The organism is Paraflavitalea speifideaquila (genome assembly GCF_032395985.1).
Taxonomy (GTDB): Bacteria; Bacteroidota; Bacteroidia; order Chitinophagales; family Chitinophagaceae; genus Paraflavitalea; species Paraflavitalea speifideaquila.
The window spans coordinates 3,115,866-3,134,715 of the sequence record NZ_CP135920.1 but is presented as its reverse complement, the minus strand read 5'-3'; the positions used below and the strand labels follow the sequence as shown (position 1 = coordinate 3,134,715).

The following is an 18,850-nucleotide window of genomic DNA, read 5'->3' as shown; positions in this document are numbered from 1 at the left end:
TACTGTGTAAATGCGACATTCTTAGGTGGGTATTTGCGACACGCTTTTCTACTACATTTGTCGCATGGTACATGTATCAATCCTTGCGCTCAAAAACGCAGTACTGGCCTCTATTGCAGATAGCAGACATGTTTTTCCATGGTCAATGAGTTCCTGCAGCAAGCAGGTAAACCGCCTTTATTCCAGGTACAATTGGCAGGGCTTACAGCAGAGGTAACATTGAATAAGGGCCTCTATACCCTGCATCCGGATGTGTTGTTAAAAGACATTACGCATACCGACCTGGTGATCATACCCTCAATGACGGGTGATATGCTCAGTTCAACGTATACGAATATTGATTATGCACCCTGGATCGCACAGCAATATAAGAATGGCGCCGAAGTTGCCAGTCTTTGCGTAGGCGCTTTCCTAATGGCATTCTCGGGTATTCTGAAAGACAAGCAATGTACTACGCACTGGCAGTATGCCAATGAGCTTAGGCATTTCTATCCTTCGATTAAAGTGGTGGAAGAAAAAGTAATGACAGTTCAACAGGGCGCCTATTCCAGTGGCGGCAATAATGCCTATTGGAACCTGCTCTTATACCTGGTAGAAAAATATACCGACCGGCAGATCGCCATCCATACGGCCAAGTATTTTGTAATTGACCTGGACAGGCATCAACAAACCCCTTTTGTAATATTCAATGGCCTCAAAGATCATGAAGATGAGGTGATCAAAAACGCCCAGGAGTTTATTGAAGTGCATTATGAGGACAAGTTAACAGTAGATAGCATTGCCGATAAGTTCAACATTACGCGGCGGACCTTTGAAAGAAGGTTCAAAAAAGCCACCTTTCTTACGGTAGCAGAATATATTCAACACGTGAAGATCGAAGCCGCCAAAAAGCAACTGGAAATGGGCAGACGATCTATTACAGAAGTAATGCTAACGGTAGGCTATTCGGACACGCAAACGTTTCGGGACGTATTTAAAAAAATTACCGGTATGACGCCCGTGGATTACCGGGATAAATATAATTCTGTGTTTAGGATTTAGGGATTAGGTGTTAGCACTTTTACTACGATACTGGCTAAATCTTAATACCTAATAGCACTTTCAACTTATGGCAACTGGTATTGTTTAAAGAATTCCCACAAAAGGTCGTTGGCGTTTATAACTTTGGAAGGTGTATCGCCATTGAGGCTTCCGGTAAACCGCCCGGCCAGGCATGTCCTCCATCCTTTGTTAAATAATAATGGATTGCCGTATTGTTGTTACAGCCCACCCAGCGGGTAAATGTATAACTGCTGTTATTTACTGCCACCTGTGCTTTGGTGACACAGGCATTTTTGAAGACCACACATTGAATACAGAATCTAATGGCGGCGCATAGACACCAGAAACTCCATTTCCCCGGCCACCGGTATAAGGGATGTGTTCATCCAGTACAGAATGCATATGCAGGATGGGTACGGCTCGACTGGGATTGCAGGGTTGTGTAACAACCATTGTAGAAGCATTGGGAGCAATGGCGGCAATTTTATCAGCAACCTTACAAGCGAGGCGGTAAGCCATCATAGCTCCATTGGAATGGCCGGTGGCATATACTTTCTTGGGATTGATCTTATAAGCGGTCACCAGTTTATTAAGAAGCTGGGTAATGAATTTTACATCATCAATATTGTTGGTAACAGCAAAATCACAGCAGGTACCGGCATTCCAGGTACGGGCGCCTAAAGGACCTGTGCTCTTTACCCCTTCCGGGTATACCACGATGAATTGTTCGGCATTGGCTTTTGCGTAAGCCGGGAGGAGGTTTCAAATTGTGTGGCAGATCCACCGCCGCCATGCATCGCAATAACGAGGGGGAATCCGGTATTTTCATAATAAGCGGGGGTAGGTTCAGCAAATAGGTTCTTTCCCTCCCATCAACCGTAATGGAGCCTTCCAGCCGATAAACCTTTTCCGTATCAGTATCCTCTTTCTTTTTACTGCAACCCATGCCTGCCGGTAGCAGGCCGCTTACCAATAGGGTATAAATGATCAATTTCTTCATAAATAGTTGCTTAATGCCGTGCATCTTAGGTTTACCGCAGGGGCCTTATAAAACGAAAAACACCCAGCGATATTATTTCTTATGACTCCTTTGACAGCAGAAGGTTTAAGTGTTAATTGGCCAGGGGCAAATAAAGCCACGCTCTTTACTACTAATTAATTTAGCATTTCGTATCTTTATACTTATATTTCATCATCAAAAAACTGATCGTATGGAAGCTGCAGGTGATGTTTTTGAGATTATCTTCAATGATAAGCCGATACTGGTGCGTGAATTGCCTGGTTCTGGCAGGCCCCTTTTCCTGATACCGGTGCAGGAGGGGAAACCGCTGGTAATTACCACTGCTACAGGTGCTGATGGCGCGGTATTCTGGACTTCGATACCGGAAGGCAGGCAAGCCCTGGCACAATCGATTGGTAAACTCATTGAGGCGCATTTCAGAAAAACAAATTAATATGTGTTATTACAATGGCGTACGGGTAACCCGCATTGAGTACATCAGGCTGAAACAGCTTGAGAAATTAATTGCCAATTATGATTTCCTGAGCAATCCCCTGCATGTAGGGTTTGACTATTCCAATCATCCTGTATTAAAAAGAAAGAAGGGCAGGACGATTTTGAGTTGGTGCAAATGGAATGGGGGTTTATCCCCGCTTACCAGAAAACCCGGGAATCGGTAGGCAAAATGCGGTTTTGGGTATAAGGATGAAAGCGGCCAGTTTCACCCGCCCATTACCACCCTGAATGCCATTTCGGAGGAGTTGTTATTACCGAGGAAGATCTACCGCCAGGCGGCCCTCTCCCGCCGGTGCCTGGTACTTTCTACCGGCTTTTATGAATGGCGGCACCTATTTCCTGCAAGCAAGAAAACGGGCAAGCCAGTTAAAACGGCTGTCAAATATCCCTACCATATCACTGTAAAGGATAAGCCCTACTTCTTCATGGCAGGCGTATGGCAGCCCTGGACAGATGTAAATACGGGCGAATATGTAGAGAGTTTTGCCATCATTACCACTGCCGCCAATGGCCTGATGGAGCAAGTACACAACAGTAAGAAAAGAATGCCTACCATACTTCCCGAAGACCTGGCTTTTGAATGGCTGCTAGGCGATCTTTCGGAAGAACGTATTACTGAAATAGCAAGGTATCAATACGCTCCTGCAGAAATGGAAGCTTATAGTATTGCCAAAGATTTCCGGGAAGCATTGGACCCTGCGGCGCCATTTGTATATGAAGAATTGCCGGCGTTGGCGGTGTGAGAAAAGGCAACGAGGCAGCAAGGCATAAAGGCAACGAGGGGGAAGGTATTGAGGAAGCGAGGCATCAGGTGTTAGCGCTCATTCCCCGGGCGCGGGCGACAAACTTTTCACCGTATTGATGTTTGATGCTGTCTATAGCCTGGTACAATTGCACCATGTGTTCTGTATCTTCAAACATATTGATCTGGTCATTACCTGGCACCAGGTGAGAGAAACGTATGCCTACTAACCGCACGAGCATACGACGTTCATACAATTTATCAAACAGTTCCCGCACTACTTTAATGAGCTTGTGATCGGCCCCGGTAAAAGCAATGGTCTTTTGCCGGGTAACGGTATCAAAATTGGAATACCTCAGTTTTACCGTTACACAACCGGTTAGCTTATTTTCCTCCCTGAGTTGAAAAGCGATCTTCTCGGTCATACGCACCAACTGGGCATACAGCAAATCCATGTCGATGGTATCCTGCTCAAAAGTATTTTCGGTGGAGATGGATTTTTGTTCATGGTACGGCACTACGGGCGATTCATCGAGGCCCTGTGCTTTACGCCAAAGTGACAATCCATTTTTACCCAGCAGGTTGGTCAGCATTTCTACCGGTATTTCGCTGAGTACCTGAATGGTTTCCACGCCCATCTTCAGCAGGAGGAAAGCCGTTTCCTTGCCTACACCAGGCATTTTGGCAATACTAAGTGGCGCCAGAAAGCTCTTTTCCTGTCCCCAGGCCACCCACATTTCGGCATTGGGTTTTCCTTCATTGGTAGCCACTTTACTGATGAGTTTATTACCGGCCAATGCATAAGAAATAGGCAAGCCGCTTTCTTTCACCACTTTCTTTTTGAGGTTGGCAGTAAAAAGCTGTGATCCAAAATATTTATCCATCCCGGTAAGGTCAACATAAAACTCATCAATGGATGCTTTTTCAAAGAGGGGACGGTATCGGCAATGATATCCGTAACCAGGTGGGAATACTTGCTGTACGATTCCATATCACCCTGGCGGATGATGGCTTGTGGGCACATGCGCCGGGCCAGCTTCATGGGCATGGCCGAGTGAACACCAAATGTGCGCGCTTCATAGCTGCAGGAAGCCACTACTCCCCTGTCGCTGCTGCCACCAACGATTACCGGCTTTCCTTTAAGGCGGTTGTCTTTCAGGCATTCTACGGATACAAAAAAGTATCCAGGTCAAAATGTGCGATATGTCTTTGCGAAGGGATGATCATATTGGTTAGAGGTTTGCGTAGGTTCTTTCTTTGTAGCCGATCTTTTCCATGACGCTTACTTCCACGCTGTGAAAGCCGAAGTCTTCCACTACCTTACCACGTATATGGTAAAAGCCTTTTCCTTTGAAGGGATATTGTTGGAAAGAAGGAGGGAAATGAACGGTATCTACCCAATCCATTTGTTCATCCAGGAAAGCCCCGAACGACATGGTGGTACCATTGGCAGTGGGTACTACTTTATAATCTATAAAATAGAGCAACATATTTACCTGTTTGCCCAGGTACTGTGGTAATGCTTTGGCCGGCAGGCGGGAATAGGTTTGCTCTAACATCAGTTCAAAAGGATTGCGGAAAGGGAAACCGATAATTTCCATTTCATCATACATATCATCCACGGGATGGTCTATTAAACTGGGTAGTTTAAAAGCAATCGGCTTCTCTTTGAACAAAGGCTGTGCTACCACCGGCGCCTGGTGACGCTTTTGCAGGAAATTGGCTTCCCACAACAATTGCTTTTTTGACTGGCCGGTAAACCTGAGTGCACCTGCCGATACCAGGATATTCAGTTGCTCGGGATGAATGGCGGTTCTTTCTATAAAATCCTGTAGGTGCAGGTAGGGCCCATTGTGTTCTCTTTCTTTGACGATGCCCTGTGCGGTGGCTCTTTCCAGGCTAGTCAGGTGCACAAAACCTGTATATACCTCTTTACCTTTTAAGGTGGTATAGTAATGGCTTGTATTTATACAAGGCAGGTGGGGTATACCGCCGACTTTGCGCAGCTCAATGAAATACAGTTCGGTATTGTAAAATCCGCCGAAATTATTGATCACACCTACCATGAACTCAATCGGATAATAGGTTTTGAGGTAGAGGTCCTGGAAGCTTTCAACGGCATAGCTGGCAGAATGGGCTTTACAAAAACTATAACCAGCAAAAGATTCCATCTGCCGCCATACTTCGGCAGTCAATTCAAGGGCATATCCTTTTTGGGTGCAGTTGTTGAAGAACTCATCTTTCAGTGCAGCAAAATGATCGGCACCGCGCGCTTTGCCACTCATGGCGCGGCGCAGGGAATCGGCTGCCGCCAGGTTCAATCCGCCAAAATGGTGGCCTACTTTCATCACATCTTCCTGGAATACCATTACACCGAATGTTTCGCTGAGTATTTGTTCCATTACAGGATGCAGGTATTGGGTGGTATGGGGCGCCAGGTAACGTGAGATGTATTGCCGCATCATACCACTGCTGGCTACGCCGGGCCTTATGATAGAACTGGCCACTACCAATACGGGATAGTTATCGCAGCGGAGTTTACTCAATAGCTGGCGCATGGCCGGGCTTTCAATATAAAAGCAGCCGACGGTATTTACCTCCCGCAGCTGTGCCTGCACACGGGGATCTTTCTTAAACTTTTCGACCTCATCAATATGTATGCGGATGCCCTGGTTTTCCTGTACGAGGCGGATGGTTTCTTTGATATGCCCCAGGCCACGCTGGCTAAGCACATCCAATTTGTCCAGGCCAATATCTTCTGCGATATGCATATCAATTTGGGTAGTGGCAAAACCTTTGGGCGGAAAAAAAGTAGTGGTATAGGCATGTATGGGCTTTTCGCTGATGAGCATACCGCCTACATGTACGCTGATATGGCTGGGAAAATTATGGATGAAGGGGCTATAATATAGTATTTTCCAAATCACTTCATCTACAATACCACGAGCCAGGGGCGATTGGCTAAGTGCTGCTGTTTCTTCGTTGGTAAGCTGGTATTTTTGGCCCAGCCTTGTAATTATGGCGAGGTAATCAACAGGCCGGTTATTGGTTTGGAACCAGGCAATGCCTTTGTGGTAATCGTCGATAGAGGCGGGTCGTGCACGCAATTTTTCCAGGCTTCAAAAGCCAGGGGGTAACAAAAGGCATCTTAGAAAGGCCCTGTATCTCCGCATCGGGCAGGCCAAATACTTTTGCCAGCTCGCGTACCACGGCCCGTTGCTGGAAGGTAACGTACGCGCCCATGAGGGCTACGTATTTTTCGCCATAGCGTTTGAAAATATAATCCATGATCTCATCGCGCTCGAGCCAGGAGAAGTCGATATCAAAATCGGGTGGCGATGTTCTTTCGGGGTTGAGGAAGCGTTCAAAGTAGAGGTTAAGCTCCAGGGGATCAACATCGGTTATTTTAAGGCAATAGGCTACGATGCTATTGGCGCCACTGCCCCGCCCTACATGGTAAAAACCGCGGCTTTTGGCATAGCGGATGATATCCCAGGTAATGAGGAAATAGGCGGTAAAACCGAGGTCATTGATCACCCGGAGCTCTTTGTGCAACCGATCGGTCGCTGCGGAATGAAGGCCGTAACGTTGCTGCAGCCCGTCGATGGCCAGTTTCCGCAGCAGTATTGCATCATCTTCTTTACTGATGGTAAAGTATTGCTTGTTTTTATGGGTATTAAAATCCAGTTCAATAGTACAGGCATCAATGAGCCGGAGGGTATTGGTAATAATATAAGGCACTGATTGAAAAGCCTGCAACAGGTATTGCTGTGGCACAAAGTATTCGCGGGCATCGCATACGGCGCCGGCAGGTAATTTAGACTCCACCACATTGTGGTGCATAGCCCGCAGCAGGCGATGTACATAATAATGATCTTCGGTTTGAAAAGTAACGGGCTGGCGGATGATGCATTTATCGCGGTATTGTGGCGGCAGGTTGTACAGTTTGTTTACCTCTGCCGGCAATATACCTACCAGCTCATGGCGCAGTAATGTATCGAGCGGCTTGGCCCCCAGGGGATAAATAACATAGCCATCACTGCTTTGATTGAAAAAAGAGGTGATGGTTGTAGCTGCCGGAAATGGTTCATTGTTTTTAAGATAAGTGGAAATAAAGGCATTGATCCATTCAAAGCCTTTGTTGGTTGCTGCCAGCAGGATATACAATAAGGTATCGCCATTGCGGATCTCGGCGCCCAGGATGGGTTTAATGCCTGCCTGCCTGCATTGTTTTACAAAGGGCCAGGCATCGGCGGTATTGTTAATATTGGTCAGGGCCAGGGCTGCAGCCCCTTTTTCCAGGCCTTCCTGTACCAGGGCCCCGGTACTGAAAGTGCCGTATTTAAAGCTGTAATATGTTTTACAATTCAGGTACATGTATCTATTCTTTCTACTACGGTTTATGCTATGATTGATCAAGCCTTGCCCGGTATGGGCAAAGGGGTGCTGTTGCAGGATTTCGCCTGCGTACCAAAAGCCTATGTAAATGGTGTTAGCGTATCACGAATTGATGTGGCTTATCAACAGGGAGGGACAAACGCCTGCATCAATGTACTGATGATATAAAATTACTAAAAATATTAGCCGAAGGAACGGAGGCCAGTTTACCGCTCTGTTTGGCAACACGTTTTGTATGATCTAAAGTAAAGTATAAAACCAATAGGAAGGAAATGATTGATCAGACAAGGGTTAGCGTGTATGGGGACAGGTAATGGAGCAACGAAAATATAACGACCTGTACTTTGAGGAATACGACGAAATAGTAAGAAAGGACTGCTTGTGCTTTTAAACAGTATGCCATTGATTGTAATTAATACAGCCTGTTCTACAAAAAATACACTTTGCATGTCAGAAAATACAAATTGTCTTATTCAAAATACAAATTGTAATATAGAAAATACTATCTGTATATAAGAAAGTAACGATTTATTACCTTAAAGAATACGTTCTTGTTCTAATTTAGATTATGCACATAGATGCCAGGTATATGGTGATCAAAGACCTGATCGAAACCAATAGAATAACAGCATTTGCACAGATATTCATCACCTTACCAAAATCAATACTGGCCAGGGACCTAAGAAAAACCCCGGCCGCATGGCCAAGTTAATTGAACATCCGGAGGAACTAAGCTACAAGGATATTAAAAAAATAAGTTCACTCATTGGGGTGAGCTGCAGTACGATCATTCGCCTGTTTGACAAAGAATTTTCATAACCCAAAAACATATAAAAGCCAGTCAACATTAACCATACATTATTTACATCGTTTTGTACCATTAGCCTATCCTTATCATTTATCTGATGTTCTGTGAAAACCAAGATTTACACAACGGAGCGCCTAAACTATCCTTTGAGATAGCTCCTTCCGGCAAGTTATTACAGGGTCCCCGTTTTAAAAAGTCCCGGCCGTTTTTATCGGTCGGGATTTTTGCAGTCTCTACATTCAATGACAATGAAGATCGTAACAACGGAGGAGTATGATTATGCTTTCGTTCGCGGCCAGTAAAAAGGAAGTTTTGTCACTTTATTAAGCAGATTCCGTATTATGCCAACTACCATTTGTATTTAAAAAAGTATCCCATGTATTGCAGAAAGTACTTTTTGTAGTAAGGAAACCCAGGTGTTCATTTTACTTTCGATCATGCATACGGATGTACGTTTCAAAACAGTGCGGGACCTTATCACAACCAACAGTATTACCAGGTTTGAGCAAATATTTGACACTTTACCCAAATCAATGCTGGCAAAGGCATTAAAAAGAACACCAGTCGTATGGACGACTTGATAGCCCGGCCTGAAGAACTAAGGTACAAGGAGCTAAAAGCTATCAGCGAGCTATTGAATGTACCAGGCAGCGCACTCATCCGTTTATTTGATAAAGGTTTTCCTGATTGTCTTTTTAACCATGAGGACCAACAAGCAGCACCCAAACTTATATACAATGTTATGTACCATTAACCTATCCTTATCGCCAACTGATTTCCTGTGAGCAACCTGCCTACATAATGGAGCGCCTAAACCATACTTGCAGTTGGTTTCTCCCGGTAAATCATTACAAGGTCCCCGTTTTTAAAAAGCCCCGGCCACTAAATGCGGCCGGGGCTTTTTATTGGAAGAAGCTACAAACAATTGGCTTCTTCGTGAGCATATCATTGCACAAAGGGCATGCTTATGGCAGATCGACTGCTACCACCTGCAAGGAACTTTGGTTTTTACTCAATGGATATTGCTTACCATTGAGCAGCCTGACAAACTCGATTCCAAACACCAGAAAAATGGGATCGGTGCTATTGGGCAGAATTGACAAGGACATATTACCTGCAACGGTAGCTGTTTTGTTGTACAATTCGTAAGGTGCACTGACCCTTGATGCGATAATAACACCCGTATCAAAATTGATGGCAGCCGCCGCCCCAAAGAAAGAATAATGGGTGGCGCCGTCAGGAGCAATCACATCCTTTTCTGGAACGAAGGAGGGCAAAGGCATGGTGCAAACGCCTGTGGCTCTATTAATGGCGGGTTCATACCGCCATTGTAATACCACATCAAGCGGGGCATCAATATTGAAATTGAGCCCAGTAAGCACGGTAAGATCGCCCTGGGTTACACTGCGCTGGCCCCAATCATTCACGGGATCGGCCTGCAAGGCCTTTACCATTAATTGAGCAATACGGCTAACCACGCGGCCGTCTTTTGCTTTGTTCATTTCATTGGCCCATACCAGGCGGAAGAGCTTACCGGATTTACCGGCCCGGCCAAATTCCATGCCGTTGTAACGGGTGTTTTGAAAGGCGGCATCGTTCCTGATCCGGTCGCCGTTTACACCTCCTTTTTTACGCGCCAAGTATCCATCCTGGGTTTCATAGAATGTTAATTCATCGAAGGTGCCTTTTAGTTTTACTATTTGGCTTATTTGCTTTGGCATAATTAAAGTTTTTAAAAATGAATAATTAAAAGACTCCGTTGCCCGCGGTGCAACGCTTATAAACAGGCCTTTACATAGGTACAGGGGCGCCAGCTACTCTTGTATTTTTGTAAAAGCTGTTCATTTTCTTGTCTGATACTATTTTCATACACTATCCATACACCATCCATACACTATCTATACCCTATCTATACACCATCCATACACTATCCATACACCAACTATACTCCTCCACTACCCATCCCTGCCTTTTTACTACTTAGTATCTTCTCGATATCCGGCTGTATCAACAACACAGCACAAACGTAAATACAAACTGAAGCGATTCCAAATGAGCATGACCGAAAGCGGTCATTGTGACCGGTTATGACCTATAATGACCTGTTGAAAGCAATGCAGTAAAGAACATGACCGGTCATAACCGGTCATAACCAGACAATACCGGACCTGGCATTTGGAAAGGGTGCGTTTGCTGTTGTAGGTTTGTATCGAAAAGCTGATCACGATTCATCACCACCCCGGGCAATGATTAATGAAGCCACCGGAGTTGCAACACGTTGGCATGATCAGTACTTCACTTCTGTAACTGGAAAAACTTTATCAGAGCTGCCGGAAAAGACTAATAGGGCCGTGTGAACGCCAGCCACCAGCCACACAGGATCTTTCCTGAAGCACCTGCAGCATAGGATAAAGCAGCCATAGTAAGCCGGCAGCTTAGTTTATTAGCGGTTATAGAACATTGTCTATTTATTACTCACCTTTTTAATTATCAATTATGAGTATTCAAGAAAGAATGCAAGCGCCTACGCCTCCGTTTTTCTCAAGCTGCGGAATATATCTATTCTGTTGGCAGCGATCAGCGGAGCCTTGCTTACTACACCGGCTGTACTGCCCGCCATTGTAACCCAGGTGGCAGGCTATCTGGCTGTAGCCGGCACAGTGGCCGGCGCCGTAAGTCAGGCAGCAGTAGCCAAGGAATAACGCACTGCTGGTTGAACCATTACATGGAACCGGGGCTTTCCCCGGTTTCTTACACCTAACAAAAAACATTGAACAATGCGTAAAATCATCTGCCCGTATTTCGAAGCGAGCAATACGTGGCGCCATTTTAATACCCAAAGACGGCTATTATCAAATAAGGAAAGCGGGGATCAGCGGTGAGCGGGTAAAGAAAGACCCGCGGTTTCACAATACCCGGCTGGTAGCAAGGGAGTTTAGCCAGTGCTCCAAATGGAGCCGCCTGCTACGGCTGGCACTCCTGAGCGGAACGGGCTTTAAGCAACGAGCCGCTGTTTTACAGGGCGCTTTGCAAAAGTTATTGAATACGGACCCTGATAATAACCTGGGAGCCGCCACCTGCTGAACTGCGACCTAAGCAACCTTGCGGGCTACAACTTTCATGAAAAGGAACCCTTGCACGAGGTGCTGAAGCTAAGGCCAAAGACGCAGCACAATGAATCAGGTAAGTTAATTAGTATTGAATTGCCCGGCTTTAAGGTATTGAAGTCTATTGCTGCGCCTATGGGCAGCAGGTATGCACAGGTATTTGCCATTGCGGCTACAATTGACCTAACAGGGAAGCAATGAGGGTAACTGAACAGCAAGGGCCCCTGGTTGGGATTGAGGCCAACTGGCAGCCACCACTACAACTATCCATGCAACTGCATGCAAGCAGCCACCAATTGTGTATAGTAGCCCTGGGTATTTATTGGTACCATGAAGTAAAGAAGGCAAGAGGTGTAAAACTTTACCGCAAACCCGGCTCATTGGCCATTTTGAAAGCCTGGCCTACGGATGGGGATGGAAAGCATATCTATTGACGTTGTATTTTTTTAACAAAAAAGTTTATGAATGCTTGTGGAATATTATGGAGCGTGAATCTCAATATAGGAACCTGATCCTACCATCACAGAGCCTAAGCGCCCAACCAAGCAAGTCTTCTTTTTGTACCAATAAGTCCTGTATGCCAGGCAGCAGCTATCCTCACTCAATGCCATAGCCTGCGGCAACTAAACAGGAAGAATAAGCAGTTCCCATTAGCCGGTAGCCACCGGACGCCTCCATCCTTTTTTATTATTCCACCTTATCCTTCGATTGCGTGCATTGAAAAGATGCACCAGGTTGTATTTCATTAAACAAATCGAATTGTTATGAAAAGAATGCCGGCTTACCAGCCCCATGCGCGGATGCGGCCCTTAGCCCATGGACCGCCGCTAGTATGCAACGACTTGAATTTATTCTTAACCTAACACATAACACCAAATTTATTGTATGAAAAAACCGAAGCGTCCCCCGAATTACAGGTATTAACGACCAAAGATGTAGAAGCCATTACCGGGCTACTTGAGCGACAGGCACGCCGATTAATAAGGCGGGTGCGGAAATACTTTCAAAAGCCACCATGGGCCAAAATAGTGGTTACCGAATTTTGCCATGTAACGGGCTATAAAATAGAGGCTGTCTACAATTTCCTGAATCTTGATTAGGGCTATGATTATAACAACCTTAGAACTTTTCATCTAAAACTTGCAATTATGAAAACCAATAGATCATTTTTCTGGACCTGGTTTCAACGGTATGCCCATGTACTTAAAAACCTGCCAGACAAGTCAGAGAAAGAATTTTGTTTTTGGATACAGCAGTTGCAGACAGTGCTGGCAGGCTGTAGCCATAAGCAGCTATATGCGCTTATTGAATGGCCGGAGGAAAATGAAATGCCTCGACTGGTGATATCGGCCCGGGGCGATTACCGGCATTTTAACCGGGTGGAAACGCTGGTAAATCAGGCGCCCTTATCGCCGCCCTGGGAGGTGGTAGCTTTTGAGCCGCCCCGGCCAATGGACTACCTGCTGGATCGCTTTTTCCCGGATCTCGCTTTTGCTCCGGAGGAACTTTACTTTATACCGATGGAGCTATACGAGGATTATACTAATGAAGGGGCCAGGCTTACGGTTTACTCGGCCAATTATATGGAACCCTGCAAGCGACACTTGCTTGCAGTGGAAACCGTGATCTATAACCTACTGGGCGAAAGAAGCTGTATTCAAGATATAGCCAAGGTGGAGGTAAAACAAATAGGCGCATTGACCGAGAAGCAGGTGGAAGAAACCTGTATGCTTGAAATGCTACCTGAATTTATAATAGAGACTATGACCTCCGGCTATGAAATAGATGCTGAAGGAAAACTTAGACTAAGGAAACCGTGGTAGGGTAAAGCGCGGGCCTGCAGGGCAGGCAATGGCTAGAACAATCTACAGCACTCTCCGTGTATGTATGGCGCGATTAGTAGCACCTTATCCTTTTGCTCTTTGCTTGAAAAAGCCTGCGCTATCGTTTCTTTTTGCCGGTGTTTTTTACTGGCAGGCTTTTTCTTAATTTCTTTTTCAGGTGCATCAACAGGGAATGCTTTGGCAGGCAAGAACTCCCTGGGCGAAATACCAAAGTAATCGGCCAGGGCATTGATGTGGCGGATGTTGTATTTAGCTATTACTTTAGGGCTTTCAGCCTGACTAACAAAAGCACGGCCAACGCCAATAATACTAGCAATGTCTAATTGAGTAAGACCTTTATCAGTTCTTAATTTTCTTACAAAATCAATTACGTATTGTTCTGCCGGGGTTATATGTTCTTGTTCACTCATTGTATACTAAGTAAGAAAAGAATAAAAGAAATAATGCTCATTATATAGAGCATATTAAAATATTGCATATATTGCATTCAAATTACGGTTATGACCTAACGCAGTAATATAATACATTTGCGACTACTTCAATAAATGCATTGAAGCTGTTCGCTTTGATTCTCGCACTTGGAACCTACGAAATTTCATCCCACGAGACACAAAGTGAAGAGCCCGCGCACCATAGTGCGGGTTCTCTCTTATCGTGGGCGGGCTTCCTAGGGCCTCAAGTGCGGTAAGTAGAGGCCCGCACTATGGTTTTTTATTAGTACCCGCCTCGACCAACTCCCCTCGCACACACCCGATAGGTATCGGGATCACTCACTACCACCGGGTATCAGGCCCACCTATTTATTGTCCGCTACCGGCGGATGATGCAGCAATTATTACCTGTAACGCCAGGGCAGCCAACAACTGCCTGCAGTAGCTGCATGCCTGCGGTTAACAATTCTATTATTCATACAATTTACTACTTATGAAAAATGTACTAAAAAAAGCTGCAAAAGGTGAATAAGCCATTCAACCGGCTTGTTTGGCTATCTAATGAGGCAAGGCAACACCCCATGGACTACCTGAAAGGTTTTTTTATGGACAGTGATGTGAGTGAATTAAGAAGTGAATTATGGGAATGGCTGGTTTCGGCACTGTCCAGTAATGATCCTGCGCTTAATGATGGCATTAGCAGGGCCAACCTGCTGTGGCTGTACAAACAACTGAATGAACTTGTAGAAGCAAGTTATTTAGTTAAGAAACAGAACTTGAAAAGCCAGCACATGAAGGAAGCCAAGAAAAACCCGCTACCAAGTTGGTGTGACAGTGTCACACCAACCCATTATTTTAATTATTGCATTATGAAACTGGAGCTTATCATTACGCTCAATGACAGCGTATTTTTGACCATCAAGGAACGAAGCATCCGTAAAATAAAGCAGTTTAAACAGATAATACCGGTGCTCAATATCAAATTCCCGAAAAGTGAAGGGTATGATATTAACCTACGCATTACCTGTACACAAACGGAAAATGTAGCCCGGGGTGAACTGGTATCCATGGTAGAGAAAGGCAGTCCCAAACGCTTTTTTCCCGCATCAGGCATGAATGGCAAGACCATCGGGACTTTGAAACAGCGGTTAATATTATTTGCCTGGATTCGATGGTTGGATGAACAGGATCTATAACAATTTAGTATATTAGCTATGGCCCCTTCATTGGTGGCCGGCAGACTGCCCCCATGGCGCAACTGAAGGTAATAGTGTATACTATCTTTGGTTAAGGCCGCTACCTCTTTTGTATACAATACACCTGCAGGGGTTTTAAGGTCCAACCGGAATTGAGCCGGCTGGCATTGTGGGTGATGTACAATTTACTGTTTACACAATACACATTAAAGGGAAAGAGCCTGCCCGCGGTGTTGGTGTATGTCATCGCGGCTTCGCTGGGCAGGAGCATGGTATGGCCATCTTTTACTTTGGCATTCAAGAGGGCCAGCACGCTTAAAAAGGCCTGCTCCTGCATGGGGTGGTCAATTACGCGGTCGAGGCTGTCGAAGAAGGCAAAAAGGGCTGCTTTGGAGGTATAGTGATAAAGTGCCGGATGGGTTTTATGAGTTTGCTTTTCAAAAACTGCAGGTCGACTTTCAGGGCCGTTGTAGTATATAGTTTATTTACATCATGGGGTGTTTGCCGGGCTGCGAGGGGCAGCATCCAGAGCAATAGTGGCAGCAAGAGCATGGTAGGGTATGGCGTAAGCATAGGGTAAGATAAAAAATCGGGTTAACCGGCAGCCTTGCAGGGCTGTATATTTTCCTTTATAATGTTAGGGCCTACGGGGTGGACGTAAAAAGCCCGTTGAACACAGGTTCAACGGGCTGCTGGTTTTGCAACCTGCTACTATAGGTTATCCATTCACCCACAAAGTCCAATGTCTATCGAACTTGTACCACTTACCATCGGAGCCTTCCCATTTCCATTCAGGTACTTCGGCCCATGCTTTACCATCAGTGCTCCATACCAGTTTTTATCGTGGATCTTTAACCATTTGCCTTCTTTATCGGCCCAGGCGCCATCCTTTACATCGGCCCATTTCTTACCATCAGTACTCCACCACAGGCCGGCTTTCTTATCCAGCTTGTACCAATAGGTAACACCATCTTTCATACCGGCCCAGGTGCCGGTGGCCGACCTGGTCCAATCGCCTACTGTTATAGTATGCGCCGTAGCAGGCATGGGCCTATAAGCTGCCTGTACATTGGCGTTAGTAGCGATCAGTAAGGGCAGAGCAAATGCCATCAGGTTCATTGTCCTTTTCATTGTTGTAAATATTAAATGTTAATAATTATTGATTCCCCGGTTAAGGTATTGGCAATGGTGATTGCCTGTTAATACTGTAAGTCGGCTGTAGTGTTTCCTTTATTCATTTTTGTGTGGGTGTCAATATATATACGATGTGGGTTTCTGAAAGGTTTTATGTGTACTGCTTAATTGGTGGGCATAAAGAAGCCGCCTTTGTGGGGCGGCTCCGTACATCTGTACTGATAATGCCTGCATATCAGTATATTTTATTTCAGGATTGTACTTTACCCATTACATAAAGCTGGGTAAGATCGGGTACAGGGCTTCCGCCGGCTTTTCGAGGGTGATGGCAAAGGCCTGGGCCTGTTGAATATTTTTTAACTGGCAAAGGCCATCGCAGTTATCCAGCATACCGGCATCTACAGGCTTGCCATCTACGAGGGCCCATAGCTGGTATTGCCTGCCTGCCGGTGCGGGGGCAGGCTGTTGGCAATCAGGTATACGTTTTTGCTGTGGGTATCCCAGTAAACGGTAGCCAGGCTGTTTTCTTTGCCTGCAATACCTGGCATGGATATTTTGAGTATACCGGGCGCCGCCATCAGCTGCATATTGTTGTGCAAGGCAGTAAGGCGGCCCTGAAAGGCTTTGTTATCGGCCAGCAGGTTATTGTGTTCATTTTGCAGGGAAATATAATCGTTGGCGGCCTGGGTATATTTATTATAGAGGAAAAAAATTGAAGGCTACGCTGGCCACCAGCAACACGAGGGAGGCGGCCACCAGGTATTTGCTAAGAGGGCGCATGGTAGGTACAGGAGCGCTGACTACAGGCGCCGGGGTAGCAGCAGGAGGGGTAAATTCATCCTGCAGGGTAATTAATAATTGGTCTTTAATATTACGGGTTACGGGAACGGCCGGGGCGGTATCTTTTAGCCATTGCTCGGCCTGCTCAACAGCGGTGGCAATTTCGGGATACAGCAGGCGGAGCCGTTGAAGTTCGGCCACTTCATCGGCATTGGCTATGCCCAACATATAGCTTTCAATGACGCCGCTTTGTATGTATGCCTGTATATCCACTTTACAATTTAACCTGTTGTCGTAATTGCACTATTGCTGCCCTGATCCTTGTTTTCACAGTACCCAACGGGATGTTGAGCATCCCGGCAATCTCTTCCTGTGTATATCCCTGAAAATAGGAAAGCTCTACCAATATTTTATAATCGGCTTTTAAGTTTTGTATGGTCCTGCGTAGTCCCAATTCATCAGCCGGCTGCGCGCTGTTATCGGCCAGTAAAGTATACTCTTCGGTTAATGAATGGTTGCGTTTGCTGTTCTTCCAATCCCTGCTGCGCAAGGTATCAATGGAGGTAGTACGGGCTATATTATACATCCAGGTGAATAACCTGCCCTTGGCCGGATCATAATGTTCTATCTGCCGCCAGATCTTTACAAAAACCTCTTGTAATACATCACCGGATACTTCGCCATCCTGCAGAATACCCATAATTACGCCATTGAGGGTAGGTGCATAGTTATCGTACAGGTAGCTAAAAGCTGCCTGGGTGCGTTGTTTCAGCGAACTAACCAGTTCCTGCTCAGTATATGTTGGTGATCCTTTCAAAAGCGATAAGTAAATCAGATGCACCTTATATACGAGATCGCAAAGGAAATAGTTTACCCGGCCGCTCTTTTGGAGTAATACTGAAAAGCCAGGGGTGTTTTATGGGCTTATAGGCTATTGTGCAACTGTATTAGCCGGGAGCTTGCCAATACATAGCAAATATGTATATTTGTTACCGGGCGCATTATTAGTCTTTTACTGCCCAAACGCCAGACCGGGAAAACCCGATTCCCCCTTCTCCCGCAGTATACCCTTTACCATTGTTCAGTAGATGATGCCGACTCATAGGCCTATCCAATCGATTTTGCTCATATAAACTAAAATAAGATGCAAATGAAACGTTATCTACTTCCCTGCCTATTGTTGCTGGTAGTTTTTATGTTTTCCTGTGGTAGTAATACCCGGATCACGGGCTCCTGGATTGATCCGGATATCAAAGGAAAGCCCAAAGAAAATGCGCGTGTATTCATTGCCTCGCTAAGCCGTTATATAGAGGTGCGCACCAAACTGGAAAGCGCCCTGGCAGCGCAAGCGGCACAGCGCGGCATCAAGGCCATCAAGAGTACGGAGTTTTTCCGCCAACCTTTTATGAAAAACTGCCTGCCCGGGAGGCATTGCTGGACAAGATCAAAGAATCGGGTGTTGATGCCATCCTTACGGTAGGATTGATCAATAAAGAAAGTGAGACGCGTTATGTGCCGGGCAATAACCGGTATTATGCCCCCTACCCTTTTACCGGTGGTATGGCGGCTTTTATACGTATTATAATTACTGGTACCCCAATATGTGGGATCCCGGCTACTACACAACGGATAAAACGTATTTCATGGAAACCAACCTGTACGATGCCAGCAATGAAAAGTTGATCTGGAGTGCGCAATCGGAAACAATGAACCCCGGCAGCATCGACAATTTTGTCCGGGATTATCCCAAAAAGCTGGTAGAACAATTGGTAAAAGACGGATTGCTAAAGAAATAACCCGGCCAACCTCCTTTATCGTGTTACTTACCAGCCTGAAATCAGGCTGGTAAGTAT

At 45.6% G+C, this 18,850-nt stretch carries 26 protein-coding genes and 1 pseudogene; 14 read left to right on the top strand and 13 right to left on the bottom strand.

Features of this window, described 5'->3' with window-relative positions:
- Positions 1-138: 138 nt before the first annotated feature.
- Positions 139-1,041, top strand: a complete 903-nt coding sequence (locus RS881_RS21530; protein ID WP_315822962.1) for a GlxA family transcriptional regulator — start codon at positions 139-141, stop codon at positions 1,039-1,041.
- 258 nt (positions 1,042-1,299) lie between these two features.
- Here the strand turns inward: RS881_RS21530 and RS881_RS21525 are convergent, their stop codons facing one another.
- Positions 1,300-1,758: a CE1 family esterase gene (locus RS881_RS21525; RefSeq protein WP_315822961.1), complete on the bottom strand. Its 459-nt coding sequence runs from the start codon at positions 1,756-1,758 to the stop codon at positions 1,300-1,302.
- Between the two features lie 494 nt (positions 1,759-2,252).
- Here RS881_RS21525 and RS881_RS21520 point away from each other — a divergent pair, with 494 nt between their 5' ends.
- The 3 genes from RS881_RS21520 (at position 2,253) to RS881_RS21510 (ending at position 3,300) form a co-directional block, all read left to right on the top strand.
- Entirely contained in the window at positions 2,253-2,495 is a 243-nt protein-coding gene (locus tag RS881_RS21520) for a hypothetical protein (protein WP_315822960.1), read from the top strand.
- 1 nt (position 2,496) lies between these two features.
- Positions 2,497-2,721, top strand: a complete 225-nt coding sequence (locus tag RS881_RS21515; RefSeq protein ID WP_315822959.1) for a hypothetical protein — start codon at positions 2,497-2,499, stop codon at positions 2,719-2,721.
- An 81-nt stretch (positions 2,722-2,802) separates the two neighbouring features.
- Positions 2,803-3,300: an SOS response-associated peptidase gene (locus RS881_RS21510; RefSeq protein WP_315822958.1), complete on the top strand. Its 498-nt coding sequence runs from the start codon at positions 2,803-2,805 to the stop codon at positions 3,298-3,300.
- A 64-nt stretch (positions 3,301-3,364) separates the two neighbouring features.
- Here RS881_RS21510 and RS881_RS59805 read toward each other — a convergent pair whose 3' ends face one another.
- The 4 genes and pseudogenes from RS881_RS59805 to RS881_RS21490 all read right to left on the bottom strand — a co-directional run bounded on the left by RS881_RS59805 (position 3,365) and on the right by RS881_RS21490 (position 7,676).
- On the bottom strand, positions 3,365-3,892 hold the full coding sequence (locus tag RS881_RS59805; protein WP_425476386.1) for a DNA polymerase Y family protein: 528 nt from the start codon (positions 3,890-3,892) through the stop codon (positions 3,365-3,367).
- A pseudogene (locus RS881_RS61680) lies at positions 3,890-4,425 on the bottom strand (DNA polymerase Y family protein); the annotation flags it as partial. The gene RS881_RS59805 and the pseudogene RS881_RS61680, both read right to left, overlap by 3 nt.
- 106 nt (positions 4,426-4,531) lie before the next feature.
- Positions 4,532-6,406, bottom strand: coding sequence for a helix-hairpin-helix domain-containing protein (locus RS881_RS21495; RefSeq protein WP_315822956.1), 1,875 nt, complete (start codon positions 6,404-6,406; stop codon positions 4,532-4,534).
- Complete coding sequence (locus tag RS881_RS21490) at positions 6,342-7,676, bottom strand: PHP domain-containing protein (RefSeq protein ID WP_315822955.1); 1,335 nt, start codon at positions 7,674-7,676, stop codon at positions 6,342-6,344. Before RS881_RS21490 ends, RS881_RS21495 begins: the two co-directional genes overlap by 65 nt.
- Before the next feature lie 30 nt (positions 7,677-7,706).
- On the opposite strand from RS881_RS21490, the gene RS881_RS21485 reads away from it, so the two are divergent.
- Entirely contained in the window at positions 7,707-7,865 is a 159-nt protein-coding gene (locus RS881_RS21485; protein WP_315822954.1) for a hypothetical protein, read from the top strand.
- A gap of 1,056 nt (positions 7,866-8,921) precedes the next feature.
- Positions 8,922-9,086, top strand: coding sequence for a hypothetical protein (locus tag RS881_RS21480; protein WP_315822953.1), 165 nt, complete (start codon positions 8,922-8,924; stop codon positions 9,084-9,086).
- A 384-nt stretch (positions 9,087-9,470) separates the two neighbouring features.
- Here RS881_RS21480 and RS881_RS21475 read toward each other — a convergent pair whose 3' ends face one another.
- Complete coding sequence (locus RS881_RS21475) at positions 9,471-10,226, bottom strand: hypothetical protein (protein ID WP_315822952.1); 756 nt, start codon at positions 10,224-10,226, stop codon at positions 9,471-9,473.
- Positions 10,227-11,072: 846 nt separating this feature from the next.
- Here RS881_RS21475 and RS881_RS21470 point away from each other — a divergent pair.
- The 5 genes from RS881_RS21470 (at position 11,073) to RS881_RS21450 (ending at position 13,435) form a co-directional block, all read left to right on the top strand.
- Positions 11,073-11,207, top strand: coding sequence for a hypothetical protein (locus RS881_RS21470; protein WP_315822951.1), 135 nt, complete (start codon positions 11,073-11,075; stop codon positions 11,205-11,207).
- 432 nt (positions 11,208-11,639) lie between these two features.
- Positions 11,640-11,813: a hypothetical protein gene (locus tag RS881_RS21465; protein ID WP_315822950.1), complete on the top strand. Its 174-nt coding sequence runs from the start codon at positions 11,640-11,642 to the stop codon at positions 11,811-11,813.
- Positions 11,810-12,046: a hypothetical protein gene (locus tag RS881_RS21460; RefSeq protein ID WP_315822949.1), complete on the top strand. Its 237-nt coding sequence runs from the start codon at positions 11,810-11,812 to the stop codon at positions 12,044-12,046. The genes RS881_RS21465 and RS881_RS21460 overlap by 4 nt, the downstream gene beginning before the upstream one ends.
- 447 nt (positions 12,047-12,493) lie before the next feature.
- Positions 12,494-12,712, top strand: coding sequence for a hypothetical protein (locus RS881_RS21455; RefSeq protein WP_315822948.1), 219 nt, complete (start codon positions 12,494-12,496; stop codon positions 12,710-12,712).
- Between the two features lie 48 nt (positions 12,713-12,760).
- Positions 12,761-13,435: a hypothetical protein gene (locus tag RS881_RS21450; protein ID WP_315822947.1), complete on the top strand. Its 675-nt coding sequence runs from the start codon at positions 12,761-12,763 to the stop codon at positions 13,433-13,435.
- 32 nt (positions 13,436-13,467) lie between these two features.
- Here RS881_RS21450 and RS881_RS21445 read toward each other — a convergent pair whose 3' ends face one another.
- On the bottom strand, positions 13,468-13,866 hold the full coding sequence (locus RS881_RS21445) for a helix-turn-helix domain-containing protein (protein WP_315822946.1): 399 nt from the start codon (positions 13,864-13,866) through the stop codon (positions 13,468-13,470).
- Positions 13,867-14,411: 545 nt separating this feature from the next.
- Here RS881_RS21445 and RS881_RS21440 point away from each other — a divergent pair.
- Complete coding sequence (locus tag RS881_RS21440) at positions 14,412-15,083, top strand: hypothetical protein (protein ID WP_315822945.1); 672 nt, start codon at positions 14,412-14,414, stop codon at positions 15,081-15,083.
- 100 nt (positions 15,084-15,183) lie between these two features.
- Here RS881_RS21440 and RS881_RS21435 read toward each other — a convergent pair whose 3' ends face one another.
- From RS881_RS21435 to RS881_RS21415, 6 genes are all read right to left on the bottom strand, one after another.
- Entirely contained in the window at positions 15,184-15,420 is a 237-nt protein-coding gene (locus RS881_RS21435; protein WP_315822944.1) for a hypothetical protein, read from the bottom strand.
- Positions 15,421-15,809: 389 nt separating this feature from the next.
- Complete coding sequence (locus RS881_RS21430; protein ID WP_315822943.1) at positions 15,810-16,193, bottom strand: hypothetical protein; 384 nt, start codon at positions 16,191-16,193, stop codon at positions 15,810-15,812.
- A gap of 294 nt (positions 16,194-16,487) precedes the next feature.
- On the bottom strand, positions 16,488-16,697 hold the full coding sequence (locus tag RS881_RS59800; RefSeq protein WP_350340234.1) for an anti-sigma factor domain-containing protein: 210 nt from the start codon (positions 16,695-16,697) through the stop codon (positions 16,488-16,490).
- Complete coding sequence (locus RS881_RS21425) at positions 16,631-16,795, bottom strand: hypothetical protein (protein WP_315822942.1); 165 nt, start codon at positions 16,793-16,795, stop codon at positions 16,631-16,633. The genes RS881_RS59800 and RS881_RS21425 overlap by 67 nt, the downstream gene beginning before the upstream one ends.
- 118 nt (positions 16,796-16,913) lie before the next feature.
- Entirely contained in the window at positions 16,914-17,270 is a 357-nt protein-coding gene (locus RS881_RS21420; protein WP_315822941.1) for a hypothetical protein, read from the bottom strand.
- A 1-nt stretch (position 17,271) separates the two neighbouring features.
- Entirely contained in the window at positions 17,272-17,814 is a 543-nt protein-coding gene (locus RS881_RS21415; RefSeq protein WP_315822940.1) for an RNA polymerase sigma factor, read from the bottom strand.
- A 333-nt stretch (positions 17,815-18,147) separates the two neighbouring features.
- Between RS881_RS21415 and RS881_RS21410 the strand changes: the two genes are divergently transcribed.
- Both RS881_RS21410 and RS881_RS21405 read left to right on the top strand, forming a co-directional pair.
- Positions 18,148-18,477 (top strand): hypothetical protein, encoded by a 330-nt coding sequence (locus tag RS881_RS21410; RefSeq protein ID WP_315822939.1) that lies wholly within the window; start codon positions 18,148-18,150, stop codon positions 18,475-18,477.
- A gap of 121 nt (positions 18,478-18,598) precedes the next feature.
- Positions 18,599-18,793 (top strand): hypothetical protein, encoded by a 195-nt coding sequence (locus RS881_RS21405; RefSeq protein WP_315822938.1) that lies wholly within the window; start codon positions 18,599-18,601, stop codon positions 18,791-18,793.
- Positions 18,794-18,850 lie beyond the last annotated feature (57 nt).

Bases quoted from the DNA above. Each gene is read 5' to 3' on its own strand.
- RS881_RS21530 (WP_315822962.1), top strand. From the start codon at position 139: ATGGTCAATGAGTTCCTGCAGCAAGCAGGTAAACCGCCTTTATTCCAG.
- RS881_RS21445 (WP_315822946.1), bottom strand. From the start codon at position 13,866: ATGAGTGAACAAGAACATATAACCCCGGCAGAACAATACGTAATTGAT.
- RS881_RS21435 (WP_315822944.1), bottom strand. From the start codon at position 15,420: ATGCAGGAGCAGGCCTTTTTAAGCGTGCTGGCCCTCTTGAATGCCAAA.
- RS881_RS21460 (WP_315822949.1), top strand. From the start codon at position 11,810: ATGAGGGTAACTGAACAGCAAGGGCCCCTGGTTGGGATTGAGGCCAAC.
- RS881_RS21450 (WP_315822947.1), top strand. From the start codon at position 12,761: ATGAAAACCAATAGATCATTTTTCTGGACCTGGTTTCAACGGTATGCC.
- RS881_RS21490 (WP_315822955.1), bottom strand. From the start codon at position 7,676: ATGTACCTGAATTGTAAAACATATTACAGCTTTAAATACGGCACTTTC.
- RS881_RS59805 (WP_425476386.1), bottom strand. From the start codon at position 3,892: ATGCTGACCAACCTGCTGGGTAAAAATGGATTGTCACTTTGGCGTAAA.
- RS881_RS21475 (WP_315822952.1), bottom strand. From the start codon at position 10,226: ATGCCAAAGCAAATAAGCCAAATAGTAAAACTAAAAGGCACCTTCGAT.
- RS881_RS21515 (WP_315822959.1), top strand. From the start codon at position 2,497: ATGTGTTATTACAATGGCGTACGGGTAACCCGCATTGAGTACATCAGG.
- RS881_RS21485 (WP_315822954.1), top strand. From the start codon at position 7,707: ATGATTGATCAAGCCTTGCCCGGTATGGGCAAAGGGGTGCTGTTGCAG.
- RS881_RS21430 (WP_315822943.1), bottom strand. From the start codon at position 16,193: ATGGCATTTGCTCTGCCCTTACTGATCGCTACTAACGCCAATGTACAG.
- RS881_RS21410 (WP_315822939.1), top strand. From the start codon at position 18,148: ATGAAACGTTATCTACTTCCCTGCCTATTGTTGCTGGTAGTTTTTATG.
- RS881_RS21405 (WP_315822938.1), top strand. From the start codon at position 18,599: ATGTGGGATCCCGGCTACTACACAACGGATAAAACGTATTTCATGGAA.
- RS881_RS21520 (WP_315822960.1), top strand. From the start codon at position 2,253: ATGGAAGCTGCAGGTGATGTTTTTGAGATTATCTTCAATGATAAGCCG.
- RS881_RS21425 (WP_315822942.1), bottom strand. From the start codon at position 16,795: ATGGCGGCGCCCGGTATACTCAAAATATCCATGCCAGGTATTGCAGGC.